Source organism: Glycomyces salinus, assembly GCF_016428645.1.
In the GTDB taxonomy this organism is placed as follows: Bacteria; Actinomycetota; Actinomycetes; order Mycobacteriales; family Micromonosporaceae; genus Glycomyces; species Glycomyces salinus.
This window is the reverse complement of the sequence record NZ_JAELXW010000122.1, coordinates 1-20,653: the sequence shown is the minus strand read 5'-3', so window position 1 is coordinate 20,653 and position 20,653 is coordinate 1. Positions and strand designations below refer to the sequence as shown.

General features: G+C 70.8%; 16 protein-coding genes and 2 pseudogenes. 14 read left to right on the top strand and 4 right to left on the bottom strand.

All coding sequences use genetic code 11. The annotated features are described in order from the left end of the window. Positions 1 to 3: 3 nt before the first annotated feature. A pseudogene (locus JFB92_RS27080) lies at positions 4 to 81 on the bottom strand (peptidase M15); the annotation flags it as partial. A 92-nt stretch (positions 82 to 173) separates the two neighbouring features. Here JFB92_RS27080 and JFB92_RS22500 point away from each other — a divergent pair. The 8 genes from JFB92_RS22500 to JFB92_RS22465 all read left to right on the top strand — a co-directional run bounded on the left by JFB92_RS22500 (position 174) and on the right by JFB92_RS22465 (position 10,412). Further along, positions 174 to 1,190 (top strand): LacI family DNA-binding transcriptional regulator, encoded by a 1,017-nt coding sequence (locus JFB92_RS22500; protein WP_199043868.1) that lies wholly within the window; start codon positions 174 to 176, stop codon positions 1,188 to 1,190. Positions 1,191 to 1,312: 122 nt separating this feature from the next. Continuing rightward, a complete protein-coding gene (locus tag JFB92_RS22495; protein ID WP_199043866.1) occupies positions 1,313 to 2,224 on the top strand; it encodes an ROK family protein in 912 nt (303 codons plus the stop codon). After that, positions 2,211 to 4,058, top strand: coding sequence for a class I mannose-6-phosphate isomerase (locus tag JFB92_RS22490; protein ID WP_199043864.1), 1,848 nt, complete (start codon positions 2,211 to 2,213; stop codon positions 4,056 to 4,058). The genes JFB92_RS22495 and JFB92_RS22490 overlap by 14 nt, the downstream gene beginning before the upstream one ends. Positions 4,059 to 4,078: 20 nt before the next feature. After that, positions 4,079 to 5,341, top strand: coding sequence for an ABC transporter substrate-binding protein (locus JFB92_RS22485; protein ID WP_199043862.1), 1,263 nt, complete (start codon positions 4,079 to 4,081; stop codon positions 5,339 to 5,341). 6 nt (positions 5,342 to 5,347) lie between these two features. Beyond that, complete coding sequence (locus tag JFB92_RS22480; protein WP_199043860.1) at positions 5,348 to 6,253, top strand: carbohydrate ABC transporter permease; 906 nt, start codon at positions 5,348 to 5,350, stop codon at positions 6,251 to 6,253. A gap of 2 nt (positions 6,254 to 6,255) precedes the next feature. Further along, the gene (locus JFB92_RS22475; protein ID WP_199043858.1) at positions 6,256 to 7,068 is read left to right on the top strand and encodes a carbohydrate ABC transporter permease; all 813 of its coding nucleotides are present in this window, start codon (positions 6,256 to 6,258) and stop codon (positions 7,066 to 7,068) included. Between the two features lie 8 nt (positions 7,069 to 7,076). After that, a complete protein-coding gene (locus JFB92_RS22470; protein ID WP_199043856.1) occupies positions 7,077 to 9,197 on the top strand; it encodes a glucosidase family protein in 2,121 nt (706 codons plus the stop codon). An 81-nt stretch (positions 9,198 to 9,278) separates the two neighbouring features. Beyond that, a complete protein-coding gene (locus JFB92_RS22465; RefSeq protein WP_199043855.1) occupies positions 9,279 to 10,412 on the top strand; it encodes a DUF5005 domain-containing protein in 1,134 nt (377 codons plus the stop codon). Positions 10,413 to 10,486: 74 nt separating this feature from the next. Here JFB92_RS22465 and JFB92_RS22460 read toward each other — a convergent pair whose 3' ends face one another. Continuing rightward, on the bottom strand, positions 10,487 to 11,461 hold the full coding sequence (locus tag JFB92_RS22460) for a glycoside hydrolase family protein (RefSeq protein WP_199043854.1): 975 nt from the start codon (positions 11,459 to 11,461) through the stop codon (positions 10,487 to 10,489). A gap of 218 nt (positions 11,462 to 11,679) precedes the next feature. Between JFB92_RS22460 and JFB92_RS22455 the strand changes: the two genes are divergently transcribed. Genes JFB92_RS22455 through JFB92_RS22435 form a run of 5 tightly spaced genes read left to right on the top strand, consistent with a single transcriptional unit; the run spans position 11,680 to position 17,398 of the window. Beyond that, positions 11,680 to 12,708: a LacI family DNA-binding transcriptional regulator gene (locus JFB92_RS22455; RefSeq protein WP_199043853.1), complete on the top strand. Its 1,029-nt coding sequence runs from the start codon at positions 11,680 to 11,682 to the stop codon at positions 12,706 to 12,708. Between the two features lie 20 nt (positions 12,709 to 12,728). Continuing rightward, on the top strand, positions 12,729 to 14,324 hold the full coding sequence (locus tag JFB92_RS22450; protein WP_372451680.1) for an FAD-dependent oxidoreductase: 1,596 nt from the start codon (positions 12,729 to 12,731) through the stop codon (positions 14,322 to 14,324). A gap of 14 nt (positions 14,325 to 14,338) precedes the next feature. Then, positions 14,339 to 15,613, top strand: coding sequence for an ABC transporter substrate-binding protein (locus JFB92_RS22445; RefSeq protein ID WP_199043848.1), 1,275 nt, complete (start codon positions 14,339 to 14,341; stop codon positions 15,611 to 15,613). Then, positions 15,610 to 16,566, top strand: coding sequence for a carbohydrate ABC transporter permease (locus JFB92_RS22440; RefSeq protein WP_233163691.1), 957 nt, complete (start codon positions 15,610 to 15,612; stop codon positions 16,564 to 16,566). The genes JFB92_RS22445 and JFB92_RS22440 overlap by 4 nt, the downstream gene beginning before the upstream one ends. Next, positions 16,556 to 17,398 (top strand): carbohydrate ABC transporter permease, encoded by an 843-nt coding sequence (locus JFB92_RS22435; protein WP_199043845.1) that lies wholly within the window; start codon positions 16,556 to 16,558, stop codon positions 17,396 to 17,398. The genes JFB92_RS22440 and JFB92_RS22435 overlap by 11 nt, the downstream gene beginning before the upstream one ends. A gap of 38 nt (positions 17,399 to 17,436) precedes the next feature. On the opposite strand, the gene JFB92_RS22430 is transcribed toward JFB92_RS22435, so the two are convergent. Next, the gene (locus JFB92_RS22430; protein ID WP_199043844.1) at positions 17,437 to 18,597 is read right to left on the bottom strand and encodes a pyridoxal phosphate-dependent aminotransferase; all 1,161 of its coding nucleotides are present in this window, start codon (positions 18,595 to 18,597) and stop codon (positions 17,437 to 17,439) included. Positions 18,598 to 18,754: 157 nt separating this feature from the next. On the opposite strand from JFB92_RS22430, the gene JFB92_RS22425 reads away from it, so the two are divergent. Next, on the top strand, positions 18,755 to 19,672 hold the full coding sequence (locus JFB92_RS22425) for a cation diffusion facilitator family transporter (protein WP_199043843.1): 918 nt from the start codon (positions 18,755 to 18,757) through the stop codon (positions 19,670 to 19,672). A gap of 369 nt (positions 19,673 to 20,041) precedes the next feature. On the opposite strand, the pseudogene JFB92_RS22420 reads toward JFB92_RS22425, so the two are convergent. After that, positions 20,042 to 20,653: pseudogene (locus tag JFB92_RS22420) on the bottom strand (hypothetical protein); the annotation flags it as partial.

Sequence of the window (20,653 nt, the reverse complement as noted above, 5' to 3'; positions counted from 1 at the left end):
CGGTCAACGCCGCATTCTCGGATCGTGCGTCGGGTCGGGGTACAGCGGCGGGCAGCCGTGCTCCACCGCTTCGGGGCGCAGCCGGCCGGGCGCCCTTCACATGCGGAGAGCGGTCTCATTCGGCTACCTTGGCGTTCGCATAGGATTGGCTCAATAGGCGTAGGAGGGCGGGCATGTCGACATCCCGGGGAGCGCGCCAGCCGACGATCAAGGAGGTCGCCGGCCTCGCGGGGGTCAGTCCCATGACCGTCTCCCGGACCCTCGCCGGAGGCAGGAACGTGCGCCCGGACGTGCAGGAGCGCGTCATGGCGGCCGTGCGCGAACTGGGCTACTACCGCAACGAGAACGCCCGCAGCCTGCGCCCCGGCCAGCCCAGCGGCCTCGTGGGCGTCGCGATCACCAACCTCGCCAACCCCTACTACGGCAACTTCGCGCTCGGCGTGGAGGAGGTCGCCGCCGAGCACGGCCGCCGGATCATCCTCGGCAACTCCGGCGAGGACGCCGGGCGCGAGCGGCAGCTGGTGAGCGACTTCATCGGCAGGCAGGTCGACGGCCTCATCCTGGTGCCGACCAGCGGCGACGCCGAGCACCTGCGCCCTGAGCGCCTGGGGGAGGTCCCGCTCGTGCTCGCCTCGCGCCGCGTGCCCGGGCTGGAGGTCGACACGGTGCTCCTCGACGATGTCGGCGGCTCCTACCGGGGCACGGTGTCCCTGCTGGAGGCCGGGCACACCCGCATCGGGTTCCTCGGTAACCGCAGCTCGGTGTTCACCGGCGCGCGGCGGTACGCCGGATACGAGCGGGCGATGCTGGAGGGCGGAGCGCCGATCGATCCGGCGATCGTGGCGCGGGACCAGCAGGACGTGGCCGCGGCGAGCCGGGCCGCCAGGGCGATGCTGGAGCTCCCCGACCCCCCGACGGCGATCTTCAGCGCCAACAACCGCAACACGATCGGCGCCCTGCGCGAGATCGGGCGGCGGATCCGCGACGGGCTTCCCGGGCCCCATCCGGCCGTCGTCAGCTTCGACGACTTCGAGCTCTCGGAGCTCATGCCGGTGCCGGTGACGATCATCGACCACGACGCGCAGCTGCTCGGCCGGGAGGCCGCGAGGCTCCTGTTCGCCAGGCTCGACGGCTCGGCCGACGAGGCGGCCCGGACCGTCGAGCTGCCGGTTTCCATCGAATTTCCCTGAGGACACGCCGCCGGTGCGGCGGGGTTGCGGAAGTCCGCGGTAGGTTGGTAACGTTACCAATCGCAAGATCATCCGAGCCGCGCCCGGCGGCCCGGCCGACCCACCAGGAGAGCGGACGAGCGATGGAGCTGTGCATCGACTTCGGCGGATCCGAGATCAAACTCGGCGTCCTCGACCGGGGCGCCCCCGTCCGCACCGCCGCCGTCCCGGCCGCCGAAGGCGGCCTTGACAGGACGCGGAACGCGGCGGCCGAACTGATCGCCGCCGCCGCGTCCCCGCCCGACTCGGTCGGCGTCGCCGTCCCCGGCGTCGTCGACCGCGCCGCCGGCCGCCTGGTCAAAGCCCACGACAAGCAGCGGCACCTCGACGGAGTCGACCTCGTCGCCTGGGCCCGTGCCTCGTTCGGACTCCCGGCCGTGATCGAGAACGACGCCAGGGCGGCCCTGGTCGGCGAGATCACCGCCGGCTCGGCGGCCGGTGCGACCGACGCGGTCCTGATGACCCTCGGCACCGGCATCGGCACCGCCGCCGTCATCGGCGGCACCCTCCTGCGGGGCGCCCACGACCACGCGGGCATCCTCGGCGGCCATCTCACCGTCGACCTCGACGCCGACCGCTGCAACTGCGGCAACATCGGCTGCGCCGAATCGATCGCCGGAGCCTGGGCCATCCGGCGCGACCTCGCCGCCCGCGGCGATGCGGTCACCGACGTCGCCCACATGCTCGCCGCCGCCGACTCCGGCGACGCCGCCGCGGTGGCCCTGCGCGACAGGGCGATCCGGGCCTGGGGTGCGACCGCCGTCTCCCTGTGCCACGCCTACGACCCCGACGTGGTGGTCCTCTCCGGCGGCATCCTGCGCGCCGGGGCCGCCGTCGCCGTCCCCATCGAGTCCTATGCGGCCGAACACCTCTGGACGAGCTCGCACCGTCCGGACTTCGTCATCCCCGACCGACCCGACCTCTCGGTGCTGCGCGGACTATCCGTCCTCGCGGCCGAGGACCGTCCCAGAAGGAGCGCCAGTGCCGACCGCTAGTCCGTCCCCCGCCGACCCGACCGGGCGCTACGAGAAGCGCCCGACCGTGCCGCTGCCGGCCGACGCCCGCGTGACCGCTGGCGCGAAGGCGTGGAGCCGGGCCGCCGAGGCCGCCTCCGACCGCGCGGCCGAGAACGCGCCGCTGCTCGTGGTCGACGCCTACCCGGGCGCGGAACTACCGCTGATCGCCGAGGCGGTCGGCGACGCGCTGCCTGGATGGCGGATCGTCGACGTCGAGGGCGCAGCCGCGCTCCCGATCGACCAGATCAACGCCCGCTTCGCCGACAACCTCACCGAGGACCGGGTGTTCGGCGTGATGTCGCACGCGACCGTCGGGGCCTTCTACGACCCCGACCGGCTCGCCCAGCTCGCCAAGGAGGTCGCCGCCGACGAGCAGCCGACCGTCCTCATCGGCTGGGGCGCCGACCTGGTCGCCCGGCAGACCGGGGCGCCGTACGCGCTCGTCCTGGCCGACATGGCCCGCTGGGAGATCCAGCAGCGCCAGCGCGCCGGGGCCGCCAACTGGCGCGCGCAGAACCCCGAGGAGGACCGGCTGCGCAAGTACAAGCGCGGATTCTTCGTCGAATGGCGCGCGGCCGACCGCCACAAGCGGACCCTGCTCGACCGGCTCGACTTCGTCTTCGACGCCAACGCGCTCGGCGCCGCCGACCCGGCCCCGCGCGAGCCCGGGATGATCGACGGCGACGCCTTCCGGCGGGCCGTCGAGGCCGCCGCGCACGCCCCGCTGCGCGTCGTCCCGTTCTTCGACCCCGGCTCCTGGGGCGGGCAGTGGATGAAGCGCGAGCTCGACCTCGACCCGGCGCAGCCGAACTACGCGTGGTGCTTCGACTGCGTCCCCGAGGAGAACTCGCTGCTGCTGGAGGACGCCGACGGCGCCATCGTCGAGATACCGGCCCTCGACCTCGTGTTCTCCCAGCCCGAGGCCCTGCTGGGGGAGCGGACCTACGCGCGCTTCGGCGCCGAGTTCCCGATCCGGTTCGACTTCCTCGACACCATGGAGGGCGGCAACCTCTCGCTCCAGGTGCACCCGCTGACCGACTACATCTTCCAGACGTTCGGCATGAACTACACCCAGGACGAGTCGTACTACCTGCTCGACGCCGGGGACGACGCCGTCGTCTACCTCGGATTCAAGGACGGTGTCGACCCCGAGCGGATGCTGGAGGACCTGCGGGTCGCCCAGACCGGCAAGCGGCCCTTCGACGCCGAGAAGTACGTGAACACCTTCCCGGCCAAGAAGCACGACCACTTCCTCATCCCGGCCGGCACCGTCCACAGCTCGGGCGCGAACTCGATGGTCCTCGAGATCTCGGCGACCCCGTTCATCTTCACCTTCAAGCTCTGGGACTGGGGGCGCCTCGGGCTCGACGGCGTCCCCCGTCCCGTGCACCTCGACCACGGCGAGGCCAACCTCGCCTGGCACCGCGACCGGGCCTGGACCGAGGAGAACCTCGTCGGCCGAGTCGAGGAGGTGTCCCGCGACGGCGACGTGGTCGAGGAGCGCACGGGCCTGCACGAACTGGAGTTCATTGAGGTCCGCCGCCACTGGTTCTCGCAGCGGGCCGAACACGACACCGAGGGCACCGTCAACGTCCTGAACCTCGTCGAGGGCGACGAAGTCGAGGTCGCCAGCCCCACCGGCGCCTTCGAGCCCTACCGGATCCACTACGCCGAGACGTTCATCGTCCCCGCCTCCGTCGGCCCGTACGTCATCAGGCGCACGGCCCGCTCGCGAAGCGAGCGGTTCGCGACGGTCAAAGCCTCAGTCCGCGGCACGCGCGTCGGCGGCGCCGCCCGCGACCCCTTGACATGACAAGAACAAAGGAGTTCCAAATGCGATCACCGAAGATCCCCCTCGGCATCACCGCCGCACTCACCACCGCACTGCTCCTCGCCTCCTGCGGCGGCGGAGCCGACGACGACGGCGCCACCACCGGCACGCTCGACTTCTTCACGAACAAGGCCGCCTGGGAGCCCGACTTCGACGAGCTCAACTCGCAGAGCGAGAGCGACGTCGACATCAGCCTGGACACCACCGGATACTCCGACGCCGACCAATACGACGCGTTCATCCGGCAGTCCTTCCGCACCGACAAGAGCCCCGGCCTGTTCACCTGGCAGACCGGACCCTCGCTCGAGGAGATCGTCGACGAGGGCCTGGTCGCCGAGACCACCGACATCTGGACCGAGGCCGTCGACCAGGGCTGGGTCTCCGAGGACCTGCGCGAGACCTACACCTTCGACGGCGAGCAGTACTGCGTGCCGATGAACGTCGCCTACTGGGTCATGTACTACAACAAGGCGATCTTCGAGGAGCAGGGCATCTCCGAGCCCACCACTTGGGCCGAGCTCGACGCCATCGCCGAGCAGCTCACCGACGCCGACATCACGCCGTACTACCAGACCAGCACGCTGTTCACCTTCCAGTGGTTCCAGCAGATGGTCGCCGGCACCGACCCCGAGCTCTACAACGGGCTGGCCACCGGCGAGGTGAAGTACACCGACCCCGAGATCGTCGAGATCATGGACACCTGGCTCGAACAGCAGGAGGCCGGCTGGTTCTCCGACGCCGGCAGCACCGTCGACCCGGCCGTCGGCCTCAAGCAGGGCGACTACGCCATGATCAACTTCGGCTCGTTCTTCAACGGCTCCCTCGACGGCGCCGGGATGGTCTCCGGCGAGGACTACGACATGTTCGTCATCCCCGCGACCAACCCCGACCTCGAGCAGACGCCCGTGGCCGTCGAATCCGGGCCCCTGTGCGTGGCCGAGAACTCTTCGCAGAAGACCCTCGGCCTGACCTACTCGGAGTGGTGGATGTCGCCCGAGGCCCAGACGGCCTGGAGCGAGGCCCGCGGCGACGTCGCGTTCAACCCCGAGGCCACCGTCGCCGACCCGATGCTCGAAGAACTCGGCTCCACCGTCGCCGACGACGACCACGTGGTCTACGACCGCTACTACGAGGCGACCCCCACCCCGATCCTCACCGTCGCGCTCGAGCAGTTCGGCGCCTTCATCGCCAACCCGTCCGATCCGATGCCCTACCTGGAGACCATCCAGGCCGAGGCCGACTCCTACTGGGCAGACCGGGAGTAGCACCAGATGACGTCCCTGAAGACCCCGACGGCGAAGACCCCCGGGCAGCGGGACCCCTACCGCTGGTCGGCCCGGGGGTTCGTCGCCCCGGGCGTGCTCGGAGTGGCCGTGCTGCTGTACCTGCCGCTGCTGTGGACCACCTTCATCAGCTTCACCGAGTACAACGGCCTGGGCGATCCCGAGTGGGTGGGCATCGAGAACTACGCGGAGATGCTCGATGACCCCGAATTCCTCGGCTCCGTGCTCAACACGCTGCTGTGGGTCGTCGGCACCCTCCTCGTCCCGGTGGGCATCGGGCTCGGGGTCGCCCTGCTCACCTGGAAGCTCCCCGGCGGCACCTGGCTGCGGCTCCCGTTCCTCATCCCGTACGCGGTCTCGGGCATCGGCGTCGGCGTGATCTGGTCGTTCATCCTGACCGGCGACGGCGCGCTCGACCAGGCCCTCGCCGCGTTCGGGATCGCCGACACCCCGCGCTGGCTCGTCGACGCCCCGCTCAACACGGTCGTGATGATCCTCGCGACCGCCTGGCAGGGCGTCGGCGTGAACGCCCTGCTGTTCACCATCGGCCTCCAGTCGATCCCGAAGGAACCGCTGGAGGCGGCCCGCATGGACGGGGCCAACGGGGTGCGGCTGTTCCGCTCCATCCTGTGGCCGATGCTGCGCCCGCTCACCGCCGTCGTCGTCGGCCTCTCGATCGTCGCGAGCCTGAAGACCTTCGACATCGTGCAGGGAATGACCAAGGGCGGGCCCGGCCGCGCCTCCGAGACCCTCGCGCTCACGATGTACAAGGAGACCTTCGTGAACAGCGACTACGGCCTCGGTTCGGCGATCGCCGTGTTCCTCACGATCGTGACCCTCGCGGCCGCGATCCTCTACCTGCGCCAGCAGCTGTCCAGCAAGCACGAGGTCTGACCATGTCACGAGTCATCCGCACCGCCGTCCTGATCGTCCTCGGCGCGATCTGGCTGATCCCGGTATACCTGCTGCTGGTCAACGCCGCGAAGTCGCCGGACGAATTCTCCACCACCGAGGTGTGGAAGCCCACCGACCTGTCCCTGTTCGGCAACATCGCCGAGGCGATGGAGCTGTCCGGGCTCGGCGACAGCGTCCTGAGCACCCTGGTCTACGCCGTCGTCTCGCCGACCCTGGCCGTCCTGGTCGGCGCGGCCGCCGGCTTCGCGATCGTCGCGCTCCGGCTGCGGCACGGCTTCGCCTGGTTCGTCGCGATCTTCGGCGGCACCGTCTTCCCGCTCCAGATGATCCTGCTGCCGATGTTCGACGCCTACTCGCGCACGGGCCTGTTCGACACCAGGCTCGGCATGGTCATGGTCTACACCGCGATCTCGATCCCCTTCTCCGCGTTCGTGATGCGCAACTTCTTCACCGGCATTGCGCACAGCGTCTTCGAGGCGGCCGTGCTCGAAGGGGCCACGACCTGGCGGATCTTCACCCGCGTGTACCTGCCGATGGCCTCCAGCGCCCTGGTCGCGGTCTTCATCCTCCAGGCCACGTTCATCTGGAACGACTTCCTGCTGGGCCTGGTCCTCAGCCAGTCCGACACCGTGCGGCCGATCGTCACCAGCCTCGCCGGCATGCAGAGCACCTACGGCGGCGCCCAGATGTCGACCGTGCTCGCCGGCGGCCTGCTCGTCTCGCTGCCGACGGTCGTCCTCTTCCTCTGCACCCAGAAGTTCTTCGCCCGCGGCCTCGCGCTGGGGCAGTACTAGGAGTCCACATGCGCCTCGTCCCCACCGTCGACGACCTCGCCGCCGACGCGGTCACGCACCACTACGACGACATGATCGCGCCCAGCGGCCTGACGAACTTCCTGGGCACCGCCAGGATCGAGCACGACCTCACCGCGGTCGGCTCGGTAACCTTCCCGCCGGTGTCGCAGGGCCTGTCCCGCACGGCGGCGTGCTTCGTCGACGGCCGCCTGGTCGAGTCCTACGGCGCCCCGATAACCCACGAATGGCGACCCGACCGGGTGCGCCGCAGCGCCTCTCTGCCGGGCCTGGAACTGACCACCGACACCGTGTGCGCCCCTGGCGAGACGGGCATCGCCATCGACGTCCGCGTGCGCAACACCGACCCGGAGCCCCGGACGGTCCCGGTCACGCTCACCCTCACCGCCGGTGTCACCCGGTCCACCGAGGCATGGCTCGACGCCGTCTCGCCCGAGGAGCGCAACCGCGTCGCCGCCGCCGACTCCCGACTGGTCTTCGGGAACGAGACCGGCACGGCCTGGAGCGTCCAGGGCGTCGACACCGACGCCGAGGTCCGGCTGTCCGGCATCGCCCCGATGACCGGAGAGCACGATTCCGGCATCGGCGGCGTCGAACGCGGCGGCGAGGTCGCCGTGGAACTGGAGCTGGCCCCCGGCGCCGAGGCCCGATTCGGTTACGTCCACACCGTCGCCGCCACTGAAGCGGACGCCGCCGCCGCGTTCGAGCGCATCGCCGCCGACGTGCCCGGAACCGTCCGCGCCGCCGAAACGTTCTGGAACACCCAGCTCGCGGCCGCCTTCCAGCCCGGCAACGGCGAGTTCTCCGGGCACCTGCCCACACTGGAGACGACCTCGGAGCCGCTGCGGCGCCTGTACTGGTGGGGCGCGCTCGGCGTCATCTGGTTCCGCCGCGACTTCCCCGGCAACGTCCTCGGGCGCAGCTACGACACACTGATGCCCAACTACTGGGGCACCACGACCTTCATCTGGGACTACAGCCTCAGCTCCATCACGCACGCCCTCCTCGACCCCGAGCCCATGCGGAAGCAGCTGCGGCACTGGATCGCCTCGGACGTCCACACCCACTTCGGCACCTCCTCCCTCACCGGCGGACCCGTCGGCCGCTGGTACTCGGTCAACGACTACGCGATGACCCGCCTCGTCCACGACTACGTCCGCTTCACCGGCGACACCGACCTGCTGGACGAGACGCCCGGCGGGCGGCCGGTGACCGGGCACCTGCGCGACTGGGCGCGGGCCTGGCGCGGCCTGCGCGGCGATTCCCCGCTCGCCGACTACGGCGAGATCGACAACCTCCTCGAATGCGTCAGCTCCTACACGCACGAGGTCGCGAGCCTCAACGCCGCGAACGTGTGGAACCTGCGCACCGTGGCCGAGATCCTCGCCGCCCACGGCGACACCGCCGGGGCCGAGGCGCTCACCGCCGAGGCCGACGACCTGGTGGAGGCCGTAGTCGACCTCTACGTGCCCGGCGGCGGCCACTTCGCCGCCCGGCAGCCGGACGGCACGCGCGTACCGGTGCGCCACGTCTACGACTTCAGCGTCGTCGGCACCACCATCGCCGCCGACCTCGACGAATCGGTTCGCCGTGAGATGGTCGACTACTTCGCCCGCGAGCTCCAGACCGAGACCTGGCTCCGCTCGCTGTCCCCATGGGACACCGACGCGAGCTTCAGCGTCCGCCCCGACCACCAGTGGAACGGCGCTTACCCCGCCTGGCCCGCCGACGCGGCGCGATCCCTGGTCGCGCTCGGCGCGCCGGCGGTGGCCCTCGACTGGCTCCCGGGCCTGGCCCGCTCGGCGAACCAGGGCCCGCCCGGCCAGGCGCACTTCACCGAGGAGGCCATGCCGACCGTCGCCGGCGGCGCCCGCAAGGCGCCCCCGCAGCTGCCGTACATCATCGACTGGGCCTGCTCCTCGGCCGGCTCCTACGTCGCCATGGTGATCGAGTCCTTCTTCGGCGTCGACCCGAAGGTCGGTTCCGCGCAACTTGACACGACCGGCGCATGCCTGGCCGACCTCGATCCCGACGCGGTCCTGCGCGGCCTGCGCATAGGCGACCGCGTCGTCGACGTCCATGCCGACGGCACGGTCACCGAGGCGTCATGACCGCGTGGCCCCTCCCGGCCGCCTGAAGAGACCCAGGGGCGACCCCTCCGGTGCGCCCCGAGATCTGCGAAGGAGCAGAGAATGACCCACCGACCGACCGCAACCGCCGCAGCCCTGTTCGCGGGGCTGGCGGCCGCCACCGTCCCGATCAGCGCCGCGCACGCGGCCCCCGACCAGGGCGCGCCGTGCGTCTGGGCGAGCGTCAACACCGAGCTCACCGAGCGCTTCGGCGCCTACGGCGACACCGCCGGGCGCTGGACCGGCGCCGACTCCGCCTACAGCGTCGACCTCCCCGACGGGTCGACCGCCTGGATCTACTCGGACACCTTCCTCGGCGAGGTCGACGAGGACCACGGGCGGCCCGCCGACTCGCCGTTCGTCCACAACTCGATCGTCGTCGACGACGGCGGCGAGCTCACCACCCACACCGGCGGCACCGAGGCCGCCCCCGAGTCCCTGGTGAAGGTCGCCGGGGCCGACGAGACGCAGAACTGGTACTGGTTCGGCGACGCGACCGTCGAAGGCGACGAGCTCCACGTGATGCTCCTCGAATTCGTCAAGACCGGCACGGGCGTCTTCGACTTCGAGTTCACCGGGAACGCCGTCGCCACCTTCGACACCGGCGACATGAGCCTGGAATCGGTCACCGGACTGCCCGAGTCCGAGGTGAACTGGGGCTCGGCGATCTATGAGGACCCCGAGGACGGCCACACCTACGTATTCGGCGTCGAGGACCTCCAGAGCGAGAAGTACGCCCACCTCGCGCGAGTGCCCACCGGCTCCCTCACCACCGGGGACTGGGAGTACTACGACGCGGGCGAATGGCAGTCAGACCCGGACGCGTCCACCCGGATCCTCGAAGGCGTCTCCAACGAGTTCAGCGTCTCGCGCTTCCAAGGCAGGTTCACGATCGTCACCGGCGACGCGACCGTGCCGCTGAGCGCGGACATCGTCATGTACCGCGCCGACGACATCGCCGGACCGTACGAGGGCAAGACGCTGCTGTACCAGACCCCGGAGACCGGCGGCGACGTGTTCACCTACAACGCCAAGGCCCACCCGAACCTGGGCGACGGCGGCACCCTGCTGGTGACCTACAACGTCAACAGCTTCGACACCGACGACCTGTACGAGGAGGTCGACAACTACCGCCCCCGCTACGTCGACGTTCGGGTGTGGAACCCCGACGGCCGCGCCCGCGGCCTGTCCGACTGACGTCCCTCCCACAGGGGACGGAGAGGGATGCGGCGGTGCCGACCAGGTCGGCACCGCCGCATCCCGTCTCGGCCTCAGGCCCGCGCGATGGCGATGTTGGTGTTCCCGCGCGCTCCGGCCTCGTAGTACATGTAGAGGTGCCCGTCCTCCTCGGCGAAGCTCGGGGCGGCGGCCCTGGTGGCGACCGGCTCGGTGTAGAAGACGCCGAGGTGGTCCTCGCGGTCGAAGCCCGTGCCCACGTAGGCGGCGTGCATGGTGCCGGCCCCGGAGTGGTAGACGACGTGGCCGCCTCCGTTGCGGGACCAGTAGTGCGCGCCCGAGAGCTGGCCTCCCTCGCCCTCGCGGGGGGAGATGAGCGGCTCCCGTTTGAACTTCCAGCCGGAGCCCAGATCGTGCGACCAGCCGATGAAGATCTTGCGGGTCTGTCCCTGCCGGCCCATGTACAGCATGATGTAGAGGTCGTCCTTGACCGGGTGCGGGACGACCCGTGCGTAGGACGCCTCGTGCAGACCGGCCCCCACCATGTCCGTGTGCAGGACGATCCCGCCGTAGACGAAGTGCCGACCGTCCACTGAGGTCGCGACTCGAGTGGTCCGGTTGTTCCCGTGGAAGAACAGGTACATGCGGCGGTCGCGGGGGTTCCACACCGCGTGCGGGCTGGACACGTGGGGGACCGAGAAGTGCCCGCGCCAGTCGTTGGAGATGACCGGGTTGTGCGCGAACTCGTGCCACGGCCCCTCGAGGGAGTCGGCGTACGCCAGGCAGATCCCGCCGGGGTCGTCGTGCGGCGCGTAGTACATGTACCACTTGCCCAGCGGGTTCCGGACCCTCCCGGCGGCGAGCCGGATCGAGGGGAAGATCAGCTCGTCGGTCGGGTTGTAGTCAAGCGAGGACTTGTCCAGCGCCGCGCCGAGGCGGGTGAACTCCGGGAAGCCCGGGATGGCGGCGCGAGCGGGCGAGGCCGCGCCGAGGGCGGCGGCCACACCGGCGCCCGCGGCTCCCAGCAGGAGGCCGCGGCGGCCGAGGGTCGGTTTTCGGTCGGATTCCATGGTGACTCTCCTCCGGCCCGCGCGGTCGCCTCCGCGCCCTGATGCGCGGCGGCTCAGGAGTGCCGCTCGGGCCTGGTCTACGAGTCTCAGACGGCTGCCGACCGTCCGTCAAGATGATAATACGAATTATCATCTTGACGTCCCCCCGATCGAAGCGCAACATGACTATCGATCGCCTTGCTGATACGCATTATCAGCCGACCGAGAAAGGCCCCGAAGTGTCCCGAACCCGCCGACGCGTGACGCAGCGCGACATCGCGCGCCTCAGCGGCGTCAGCCAGGCCACCGTGTCGCTGGTGCTGAACAACCGCCTCGACGCCGGCGTGCGCATCGCCCCCGAGACCCGCGAGCGGGTCATGCGCGCCATCCGCGAGACCGGCTACGTCGCCGACCCCCTCGCCCGCCGCCTCGCCGACCGCAACAACCGCATCCTCGGCGTGTTCACCTACGAGCCGGTCTTCCCCTCCGGCACCCGCGACTTCTACCACCCCTTCCTGGTCGGCATCGAAGAGAACGCCGAGCGCCTCTGCTGCGACCTGCTGCTGCTGACCAGCGCCCCGGTCCAGGACGGCCGCCGCCGCGTCTTCGCCGACGGCGGCCGCATCCGCCTGGCCGACGGCTGCGTGCTCCTGGGCCGCGACATCGACCGCGACGACCTGGCGCGCCTGATCGAGGAGGAGATCCCGTTCGTCTCGGTCGGGCGGCGAGACGATGCCGGAGGACCGGTCCCGTACGTCGGCGCCGACTACGTCACCGCCTCGGCGGCCACGGTCCGCCGCGCCCTCGACGCCGGCCACCGCGACCTCGCCTACATCGGACGCGGCGAGGGTCCGGAGTCCTACGCCGACCGCCTGCGCGGCTTTGAGTCCGCGGCCCCCGAGACCGCGCGGCGACTGCCCGCCATCGAACCCGGAACGCTCGACCGCCTCACCGCCGAGGGCGTCACCGCCGTGTTCCTCGAAGAACCCGCCGACGTCGCGGCCGTCTCGGCCTGGGCGGCCGAGCGGGGCCTGCGCATCCCGGCCGACCTGTCCGTGGTCGCCCTCGGCGACCCGACCCGCCCGGTCTCGATCGACCTCGACGCCACCGGCTTCACCATCCCCCGCCGCGACATGGGACTCCAGGCCGTCGAGGTCCTCGACGCGCTCCTGGAGGGCACCGAGACCCGGGCCCAGCGGCTGCTGCCGTGCGAACTGCACGACGGCTCGACACTCGCACCACCCTCCACAGGAAGGCTCCCCCGTTGAAGGCTGCACTGTTGAAAGAACTGCGAACCGACATCCTCGTCGTCGGCGGCGGCCTCGGCGGCGTCGCCGCCGCGCTCGCCGCGCTGCGGGCGGGCCGCCGCGTCGTCCTCACCGAGGAGTACGACTGGATCGGAGGCCAGCTCACCAGCCAGGCGGTCCCGCCGGACGAGCCCTCGTGGGTCGAGCAGTTCGGCGTCACCGCCTCCTACCGGAGTCTGCGCGAAGGGATCAGGGACTACTACCGGCGGCACTACCCGCTCACCGAGGCCGCCCGCGCCAAACGCGACCTCAACCCCGGCGGCGGGCACGTCAGCAGGCTCTGCCACGAGCCGCGCGTGGCCCTGGCCGTCCTGGAGTCCATGCTCGCCCCGCACCTCGGCTCGGGCCGGCTCCGACTACTCCAGCCTTTCCGGCCCGTCGCCGCCCGGACCGACGGCGACCGCGTCGAGGCCGTCGAGCTCGAGCACCGCAGCGGCGGCGAGCGCCTGATCGTGTCCGCGCCGATCGTCCTGGACGCCACCGAGACCGGCGAACTGCTGCCGCTGACCGGCACCGAGTACGTCACCGGCTTCGAGTCCGCCGCCGACACCGGCGAACCCAGCGCACCCGCCGCGGCGCAACCGGACAACGTCCAGGCGGTGTCGGTGTGCTTCGCAATCGACCACGTCGAGGGCGACCACACCATCGAAAAACCGGCCGACTACGCGTTCTGGAGGGACTTCCGCCCCGACTTCTGGGGCGGCAACATGCTGGGCTTCCGGGCCCCGAACCCGCGCACCCTCGAACCGTCCGACCGGATCTTCGAACCCAACCCCGACGACGACCCCCTGGCGGTCGTCGGCGACCAGCGGCGCGGCGGCGGCGACCAGAACCTGTGGACCTTCCGCCGGATCGCCGCCCGCCGCACCTTCGTCCCCGGCGCCTACGACAGCGACATCACCCTGGTCAACTGGCCGATGATCGACTACTTCCTGGCCCCGGCGCTCGACGCGCCCGACGCCGCCGAGCACCTGGAGAAGGCCCGCGGCCTCTCCTACAGCGTCCTGTACTGGCTCCAGACCGAGGCTCCGCGGCCCGACGGGGGCACCGGCTGGCCGGGCCTGCGGCTGCGCGGCGACGTCACCGGCTCGGCCGACGGGCTCGCCCAGGCCCCCTACCACCGCGAATCGCGGCGCATCAAGGCCGAGTACACCGTCGTCGAGCAGGACCTGTCCGCGGCCGTGCGCGGCGAGGCGGGCGCGGTGTCCTACCGCGACAGCGTCGGGATCGGCATGTACCGCATCGACCTGCACCCCTCCACCGGCGGCGACAACTACATCGACGTCGCCTCCAGCCCGTTCGAGATCCCGCTCGGCGCCCTGCTGCCGCAGCGGGTCGACAACCTGCTCCCGGCCGCGAAGAACCTCGGCACGACCCACATCACCAACGGCTGCTACCGACTGCACCCGGTCGAGTGGAACATCGGCGAGGCCGCCGGAACGCTGGCGGCCTTCAGCCTCGACCGCGGCGTCGCGCCCCGCGCGGTCCGCGAGTCCCCGGCACTCCTCGAAGCATTCCAGAGCCGGCTCGAAAAAGGCGGTGTCGAGCTGCGCTGGCCCGACATCGCCGCGTACTGAGAAGGAGAACCCCTATGAGAATCACACGTCGCACGATGGTCGCGGCCGCCGCGGCCTCACCGCTCGCCCTCGCCTCCTGCGGCGGCGAATCCGGAGACGACGGCCCGGTCACGCTGCGCATGACCATCTGGTCGGCCAACGAGGACCACCTCGCGCTGCTCGACGGCATCGCCGACGACTACCTGGCCGACCACCCGGAGGTCGAGGCGATCGAATTCGACCCGCTGCCGTTCGAGGGCTACACCAGCACCCTCACCACCCAGATCGCCGGCGACAACGCCCCCGACCTGGCCTGGATCCTCGAGAACTCCGCACCGGACTTCGTCACCACCGGCGCCCTCGCGCCCCTGGGCGACAAGCTCTCCGGGACCGACGGCTACGAGCTCGACGACCTGGTCCCGGCCGCGACCGACCTGTGGCGGCACGAGGACGAGCTGTACGCCTACCCGTTCTCGACCTCCCCGTTCGCGATGTTCGTCAACACCGACCTGCTCGCCCAGGTCGGGCAGCCGACCGCGTCCGAACTCATCGCCTCCGGCGAGTGGACCTGGGAGCGGGCGGTCGAGGCCGGGGCCGCAGTCGGCGCCCAGACCGACGCCGACGGCATCGTCATCCGCGACTTCGACTACGCCGGCTGGGACAACCTCTCGACACTGTGGACCGGATGGGACGCGCGGCCCTGGAGCGAGGACGGCACCGAGTGCGGCTTCGCCGAACCCGAGATGGTCGAGGCCCTGGGCTTCATGCACGAGGCCGTCTTCGAGCACCAGGCGATGCCCGGACCGGGCACGACCGCCGACTTCTTCGCCGGCGAGGCGGCCATGACCGTCACCCAGATCTCCCGCGCCGGACTGCTGGAGGACGGCTCGTTCGCCTGGGAGCTCGTGCCCCTGCCGGCCGGGCCCGCAGGGGAGTACTCGGTCATCGGCCAGGCCGGGATCGGCGTCCTCGCCGTCGCCCCGCACCCCGAGCACGCCGCCGACTTCCTGGCGTTCATGACCGGCCCGGAGAACTCCGAGAAACTCGCCCAGTTCTTCCCGCCGCCGCGCCAGAGCCAGCTGACCGCCGAAGTCCTCGGCCAGGCGAACCCGCTGCTGAGCGACGAGCAGCTCCAGGCGGTCGTGATCGACCGCATCGACGACGGCGTGGTCAAGCCCAGCCACACCGGCCAGGCCCAGATCGACCAGGCCGTGCGCGCCGCGCTCGACCCGCTCTGGACGCCCGACGCCGACGTCGAGGGCGTCCTGACCGAGGTCTGCGCGGCCATCGACCCGTTCCTGGCCCAATGAGCCGAGCGGACGTCGACACCGCCGCGTCCGGCCGCCGAACCCGGCGGCCGGACGGGCCGAGACCGCGCCGGGGATGGACCGCCAGGCGCCGGGAGGTGGCCGCCGGTTACCTGTTCGTCGCCCCGCAGCTGCTCGGCACCGTCCTGTTCGTCCTGGTGCCGCTGGCGCTGGTGTTCTGGTACTCCTTCCACGAGTGGAACGTGCTGGTCGGCAGTTTCGAGTTCACCGGCGCCGCCAACTACGAGCGGCTCGCCTCCGACCCGGCCCTGCCCGGGGTCCTCGGGGCCACGGCGACCTTCTCGGTCGGCCTGGTCGTGCTGAACCTCAGCCTCGCGCTGGCGCTGGCCGTCCTGCTCAACCAGAAGCTGCGCGGCACGATCGTGTTCCGCACCCTGTTCTTCTCGCCGGTGGCGGTCACCCTCGTGGCCTGGACGATCGTGTGGCGCTTCCTGCTCCAGGACGACGGCGGCGTCAACGGCCTGCTGACGGCGCTCGGCACCGAGGGCCCGAACTGGCTGCGCAGGGAGACCACGGCCATGATCGCCGTGATCGTGGTCCAGGTGCTCAAGAACGTCGGGCTCAACATGGTCCTGTTCCTGGCCGCCCTGCAAGGGGTCCCGCAGGAGCTGTACGAGGCGTCCATGCTCGACGGCGCCGGACGCTGGACCCGCTTCCGCCGCGTCACCGTCCCGATGATCAGCCCGACGATCCTGCTGACCTCGATCATCACCGTGGTCGGCTCGCTCCAGGTATTCGCGCAGATCGACGTGCTCACCAGCGGCGGACCGGGCACCTCGACCACGGTGCTCGTCTACTACCTGTACCAGAACGCCTTCCAGTTCCACGACTTCGGCTACGGAGCGACGCTGTCGGTGCTGCTGTTCGCGATCGTCCTGGTGCTGACCGTGGTCCAGTGGCAGATGCGCAGAAAGTGGGTCGTCCATGAAGACTGACCGCTCCCGCCGCGCCAAGCTGGCGCTCTACGGCCTGCTGTGCCTGCTGGCCGTCCCGTTCGTGTTCCCCACCTGGTGGATGGTCACCTCGTCGCTCAAACCGGCGAACGAGATCTTCGCGTTCCCACCGAGCCTGTTCCCGTCCGACCCGAGCCTGGCCGCCTACGGGCGCGTGTTCGAGTTCGCGCCGTTCGCGCAGCAGTATTTCAACAGCATGTACATCGCCGCGGTCGTCACCGTCGGCACGCTCGCGGTCTCCTCGCTGGCCGGATACGCCTTCGCGCGCATCCGCTTCCCCGGCCACAACGCGCTGTTCCTGGTGATCCTGGTCGGACTGCTCATCCCCAGCGAGGTCACGATCGTGCCGCTGTTCCAGATGTTCAACGCCTGGGGCCTGATCGACACGCACTGGCCGCTGCTGCTGGTGCCGATCTTCGGCGCCCCCAGCGTGCTGGCGACGCTGATCATGCGGCAGTTCTTCATCGCGCTGCCGGTCGAGATCGAGGAGGCCGGCCGCATGGACGGGCTCGGGCGGTTCGCCCTGTACGCGCGCATCGCCCTGCCGCTGTCGCGGCCCGCGCTCGGGGCGGTCGCGATCTTCTCGTTCCTGCACAGCTGGAACCTGTATCTGGAGCCGGTGGTGTTCCTGTCGACCCCGGAGAAGTTCACGCTCCCGCAGGCGCTGACGCAGTTCGTCGACGCCTACGGCGGCCCGATGTGGGACGTCCAGCTCTCGGCGGCCACCATGTCGGCGCTCCCGGTGCTGATCGTCTTCGTGGTGGCCCAGCGCCAGTTCGTGGAGGGCCTGGCCCACACCGGCATCAAGGGCTGAGAACCCGGGCGGGGAGGCACGCCTCCCCGCCCGGGTTCTCAGAGCCCGCCGAGGCGGTCGACGGCCTCCTCCAGGACGTCCTTTCGCTTGCAGAACGCGAAGCGGACCTGCGTGCGGCCCGCCTCCGCGTCGTCGTAGAAGACCTCGTTGGGGACGGCGACGACCCCGCAGCGCCCGGGCAGGGCGCGGCAGAACGCGAACCCGTCGCTCTCTCCCAGGGGCGTGATGTCGGTGGTGATGAAGTACGAGCCCTGCGGCCGGTGGACCTCGAAGCCGGCCGCGGCCAGGCCGTCGGCCAGCAGGTCGCGCTTGGCCCGCAGGTCCTCCCGCAGACCGGTGAAATAGTCCTCGGGCATGCGCAGCGCCTCGGCGACCGCGTACTGGAAGGGACCGGCGCTGACGTAGGTCAGGAACTGCTTGGCCGTCCGCACGGCGGCGACCAGGTCGGCCGAGGCGGTGATCCAGCCGACCTTCCATCCGGTGAAGGAGAAGGTCTTCCCGGCCGAGGAGATCGAGACGGTGCGCTCCCGCATCCCCGGCATGGCGATCAGCGGGACGTGCTCGCCGTCGAAGAGGATGTGCTCGTAGACCTCGTCGGTGACCACCAGCAGGTCGTGTGCCACGGCCAGCTCGGCGATGGCGGCCGCCTCGGCACGGGTGAGGACCATGCCGGTGGGGTTGTGCGGCGAGTTCAGCAGCAGCAGGCGCGTCCGCGGGCCGATGGCCTCGGCGAGCGCGTCGAGGTCGGGGCGGAAGCCGGGAGCGCGGAGGGTCAGCGGGACGCGCTCGGCTCCGGCCATGGCGATGCAGGCGGCGTAGGAGTCGTAGAACGGCTCGAAGGCGATGACCTCGTCGCCGGGTTCGAGCAGGGCCAGCATGGAGGCGGCGATCGCCTCGGTGGCGCCGGCGGTGACCAGGACCTCGCGGTCGGGGTCGAATTCCAGGTCGTAGAAGCGCCGCTGGTGGTCGGCGACGGCCAGCCGCAGCTCGGGAACGCCGGGACCGGGCGGGTACTGGTTGCCGCGGCCCTCGGTCACCGCGCGTGCGGCGGCCTCGGCGATCTCGGCCGGGCCGTCGGTGTCGGGGAAGCCCTGGCCGAGGTTGATGGCGCCGGTGCGGGCGGCCAGGGCCGACATCTCGGCGAAGATGGTGGTGCCGAACCCTTCGAGCCTGCGGTTCAGCAGCGGCCGGTTGTGCATGTGCTCACCTACGACTTCCTACCTCGGGCCGCATCATAGCGGCCGGCGGCGAGGGACCGGCGCCCGAGACTTGACTCCCGTTCCGCGGCCGTCTAGCCTCGACGAGGATACATGCACGTATCGCAATGTTATATTGAATTTGTTGGATAGGGAGTTCATGGGACACGCACACGACCACGGCATCGGCCACGCCGGAGCCCGCCACGCCTGGCGGCTGCGGGTCGCCTTCGCGCTGATCGGCGCCTTCTTCGTCGTCGAGCTGGTGTTCGCGCTGGTCTCAGGCTCGCTGGCGCTGCTGTCGGACGCCGGGCACATGGCCGCCGATGTGGTCACCCTCGCCGCCGCGCTCGCGGCCACCCGCATCGCGGCCCGGCCGGACACGACCGGCAAGCGTACCTACGGCTCCTACCGCGCCGAGATCTTCGCCTCCGGCCTCGCGGTGCTGGTGATGATCGGCACGGCAGCCTACATCGTGGTCGAGGCCGTCGGCCGGATCGGCGAGGCCCCCGATATCCAGGTGGGCCCGATGCTCGTCGTCGGCGCGCTCGGCCTGGCGGTCAACCTGGCCGCGCTGCGCATGCTGCGCGCCGGGGCGGGGGAGAGCCTCAACGTCAAGGGCGCCTACCTGGAGGTGGTCGCCGACACCGCCGGGTCGGTCGGCGTCATCGTCGCCGGGATCCTGGTCGCGACGACCGGGCAGGCGGAGTGGGACACCGGCGTAGCCCTGGCGATCGGGCTGTTCGTGGTCGTGCGCGCGGTCGCGCTGGGACGCCAGGTGTTCGCCGTGCTCGCCCAGCACGCCCCTCCTGGCGTCGAGCCCGCCGCGGTCGCCGAGGACCTGGCGGGCATCGACGGCGTCGACGGCGTCCACGACGTGCACCTGTGGACCCTCACCTCCGGGATGCACGTTGCCACCGCCCACCTGGTCGCCTCGGCCGAGGCAGACGACCACGCCATCCTCGACCGCGCCCAGGTCCTGCTGCGCGACGAGCACGGCATCGGCCACGCGACGGTCCAGGTCGAGCCGCCCGTCCACGCCGATTGCGATGAGCCCGGACGCTGTCCTGGTCCTTGAGCTACGCAGAAGTGCTAGCCGTAGTGCCCTGAGAGGTCGCGAACGCGGACCGTCTGAGCCAGGCTCCACCCACACGCGGGGACGAGGGGAGAGAGGAGCAGGACCAGGATCGATGGTCGTTTGCCTGGCTTGAACCGGTAGGAGCCTAGAGAGTGCGGCGGCGCGTAGGTAACCCACTCAGAGATTCACGCTGTCCCCCAAGCCATCCAAGGACGAATTCGAACGGGCGGCGATGAGCGGTGTGCAGGTGGGGCGAGGCGGGTGGTTGTCGTGCGGGCGAGGTGGGGTCGGGGTTAGGTCGGGCGGCGATGGTGAGGTGGGTGGTGGTGCGGTGTCGCTGTCGGCTGGCGGGCCGCGTGATGTCGGGCTTCACCCGGGCGACGACGGGCAGGAGTGGGAGGTGGCCTGGGGTGGTCTGCCGTGTCCCGGGCACGACGAGGGCCCGAGCCCCGTTGGTGGGGTTCGGGTTGGAGTGTCGTGTGTGCTGGCCCCCGCCGCGGGTGCCTTCCGCGGCGGGCGGGGTAAGAAGGGCGGGGGTCCGGGGTCGGAGCGTGTCGCGGTGCAGGCGGGCTCGCGAGGCGATTTCTGCTCGGGTTCGGGTGTGTCCGGGGAGGATCGTTCGGGTCCTGAGTGCGGTTCGGGTTCGGGTGCCGGTGTTCTTGTGTCGCTGCGCGCCTCGACGTTCTCGGTGGTGAATCGGGCTCGTGCTTGGGCGCGTGCGGTTTTGGCGGCGGCCCAGGCGCGGTCGGTTTCGTGTTGTTCGGCGGCGCGGTTGAGGTCGTCTTTGAGGGTTTCGGCCCATTCGTCGGGGTAGAGGCCGGTCGGGAAGAGGTTCGCGGCGTCGGTGGCGAAGTCGGTGTCGAGGTCGGTGTGGGTGCGCCAGTCGGCGCAGCCGCACCCGCCGGGGTCCTGGTGTCCGGTCATGTCGGCGGGGGCGGCCTCGTGTCCGTGGTGGTGGACGATGAGGGCTTTGCCGGGGCC

What these genes read in the sequence shown, in the direction of transcription:
- JFB92_RS22500 (WP_199043868.1), top strand. Translation starts at nt 174, where the DNA reads ATGTCGACATCCCGGGGAGCGCGCCAGCCGACGATCAAGGAGGTCGCC.
- JFB92_RS22465 (WP_199043855.1), top strand. Translation starts at nt 9,279, where the DNA reads ATGACCCACCGACCGACCGCAACCGCCGCAGCCCTGTTCGCGGGGCTG.
- JFB92_RS22485 (WP_199043862.1), top strand. Translation starts at nt 4,079, where the DNA reads ATGCGATCACCGAAGATCCCCCTCGGCATCACCGCCGCACTCACCACC.
- JFB92_RS22460 (WP_199043854.1), bottom strand. Translation starts at nt 11,461, where the DNA reads ATGGAATCCGACCGAAAACCGACCCTCGGCCGCCGCGGCCTCCTGCTG.
- JFB92_RS22445 (WP_199043848.1), top strand. Translation starts at nt 14,339, where the DNA reads ATGAGAATCACACGTCGCACGATGGTCGCGGCCGCCGCGGCCTCACCG.
- JFB92_RS22430 (WP_199043844.1), bottom strand. Translation starts at nt 18,597, where the DNA reads ATGCACAACCGGCCGCTGCTGAACCGCAGGCTCGAAGGGTTCGGCACC.
- JFB92_RS22470 (WP_199043856.1), top strand. Translation starts at nt 7,077, where the DNA reads ATGCGCCTCGTCCCCACCGTCGACGACCTCGCCGCCGACGCGGTCACG.
- JFB92_RS22475 (WP_199043858.1), top strand. Translation starts at nt 6,256, where the DNA reads ATGTCACGAGTCATCCGCACCGCCGTCCTGATCGTCCTCGGCGCGATC.
- JFB92_RS22440 (WP_233163691.1), top strand. Translation starts at nt 15,610, where the DNA reads ATGAGCCGAGCGGACGTCGACACCGCCGCGTCCGGCCGCCGAACCCGG.
- JFB92_RS22495 (WP_199043866.1), top strand. Translation starts at nt 1,313, where the DNA reads ATGGAGCTGTGCATCGACTTCGGCGGATCCGAGATCAAACTCGGCGTC.
- JFB92_RS22480 (WP_199043860.1), top strand. Translation starts at nt 5,348, where the DNA reads ATGACGTCCCTGAAGACCCCGACGGCGAAGACCCCCGGGCAGCGGGAC.
- JFB92_RS22435 (WP_199043845.1), top strand. Translation starts at nt 16,556, where the DNA reads ATGAAGACTGACCGCTCCCGCCGCGCCAAGCTGGCGCTCTACGGCCTG.
- JFB92_RS22425 (WP_199043843.1), top strand. Translation starts at nt 18,755, where the DNA reads ATGGGACACGCACACGACCACGGCATCGGCCACGCCGGAGCCCGCCAC.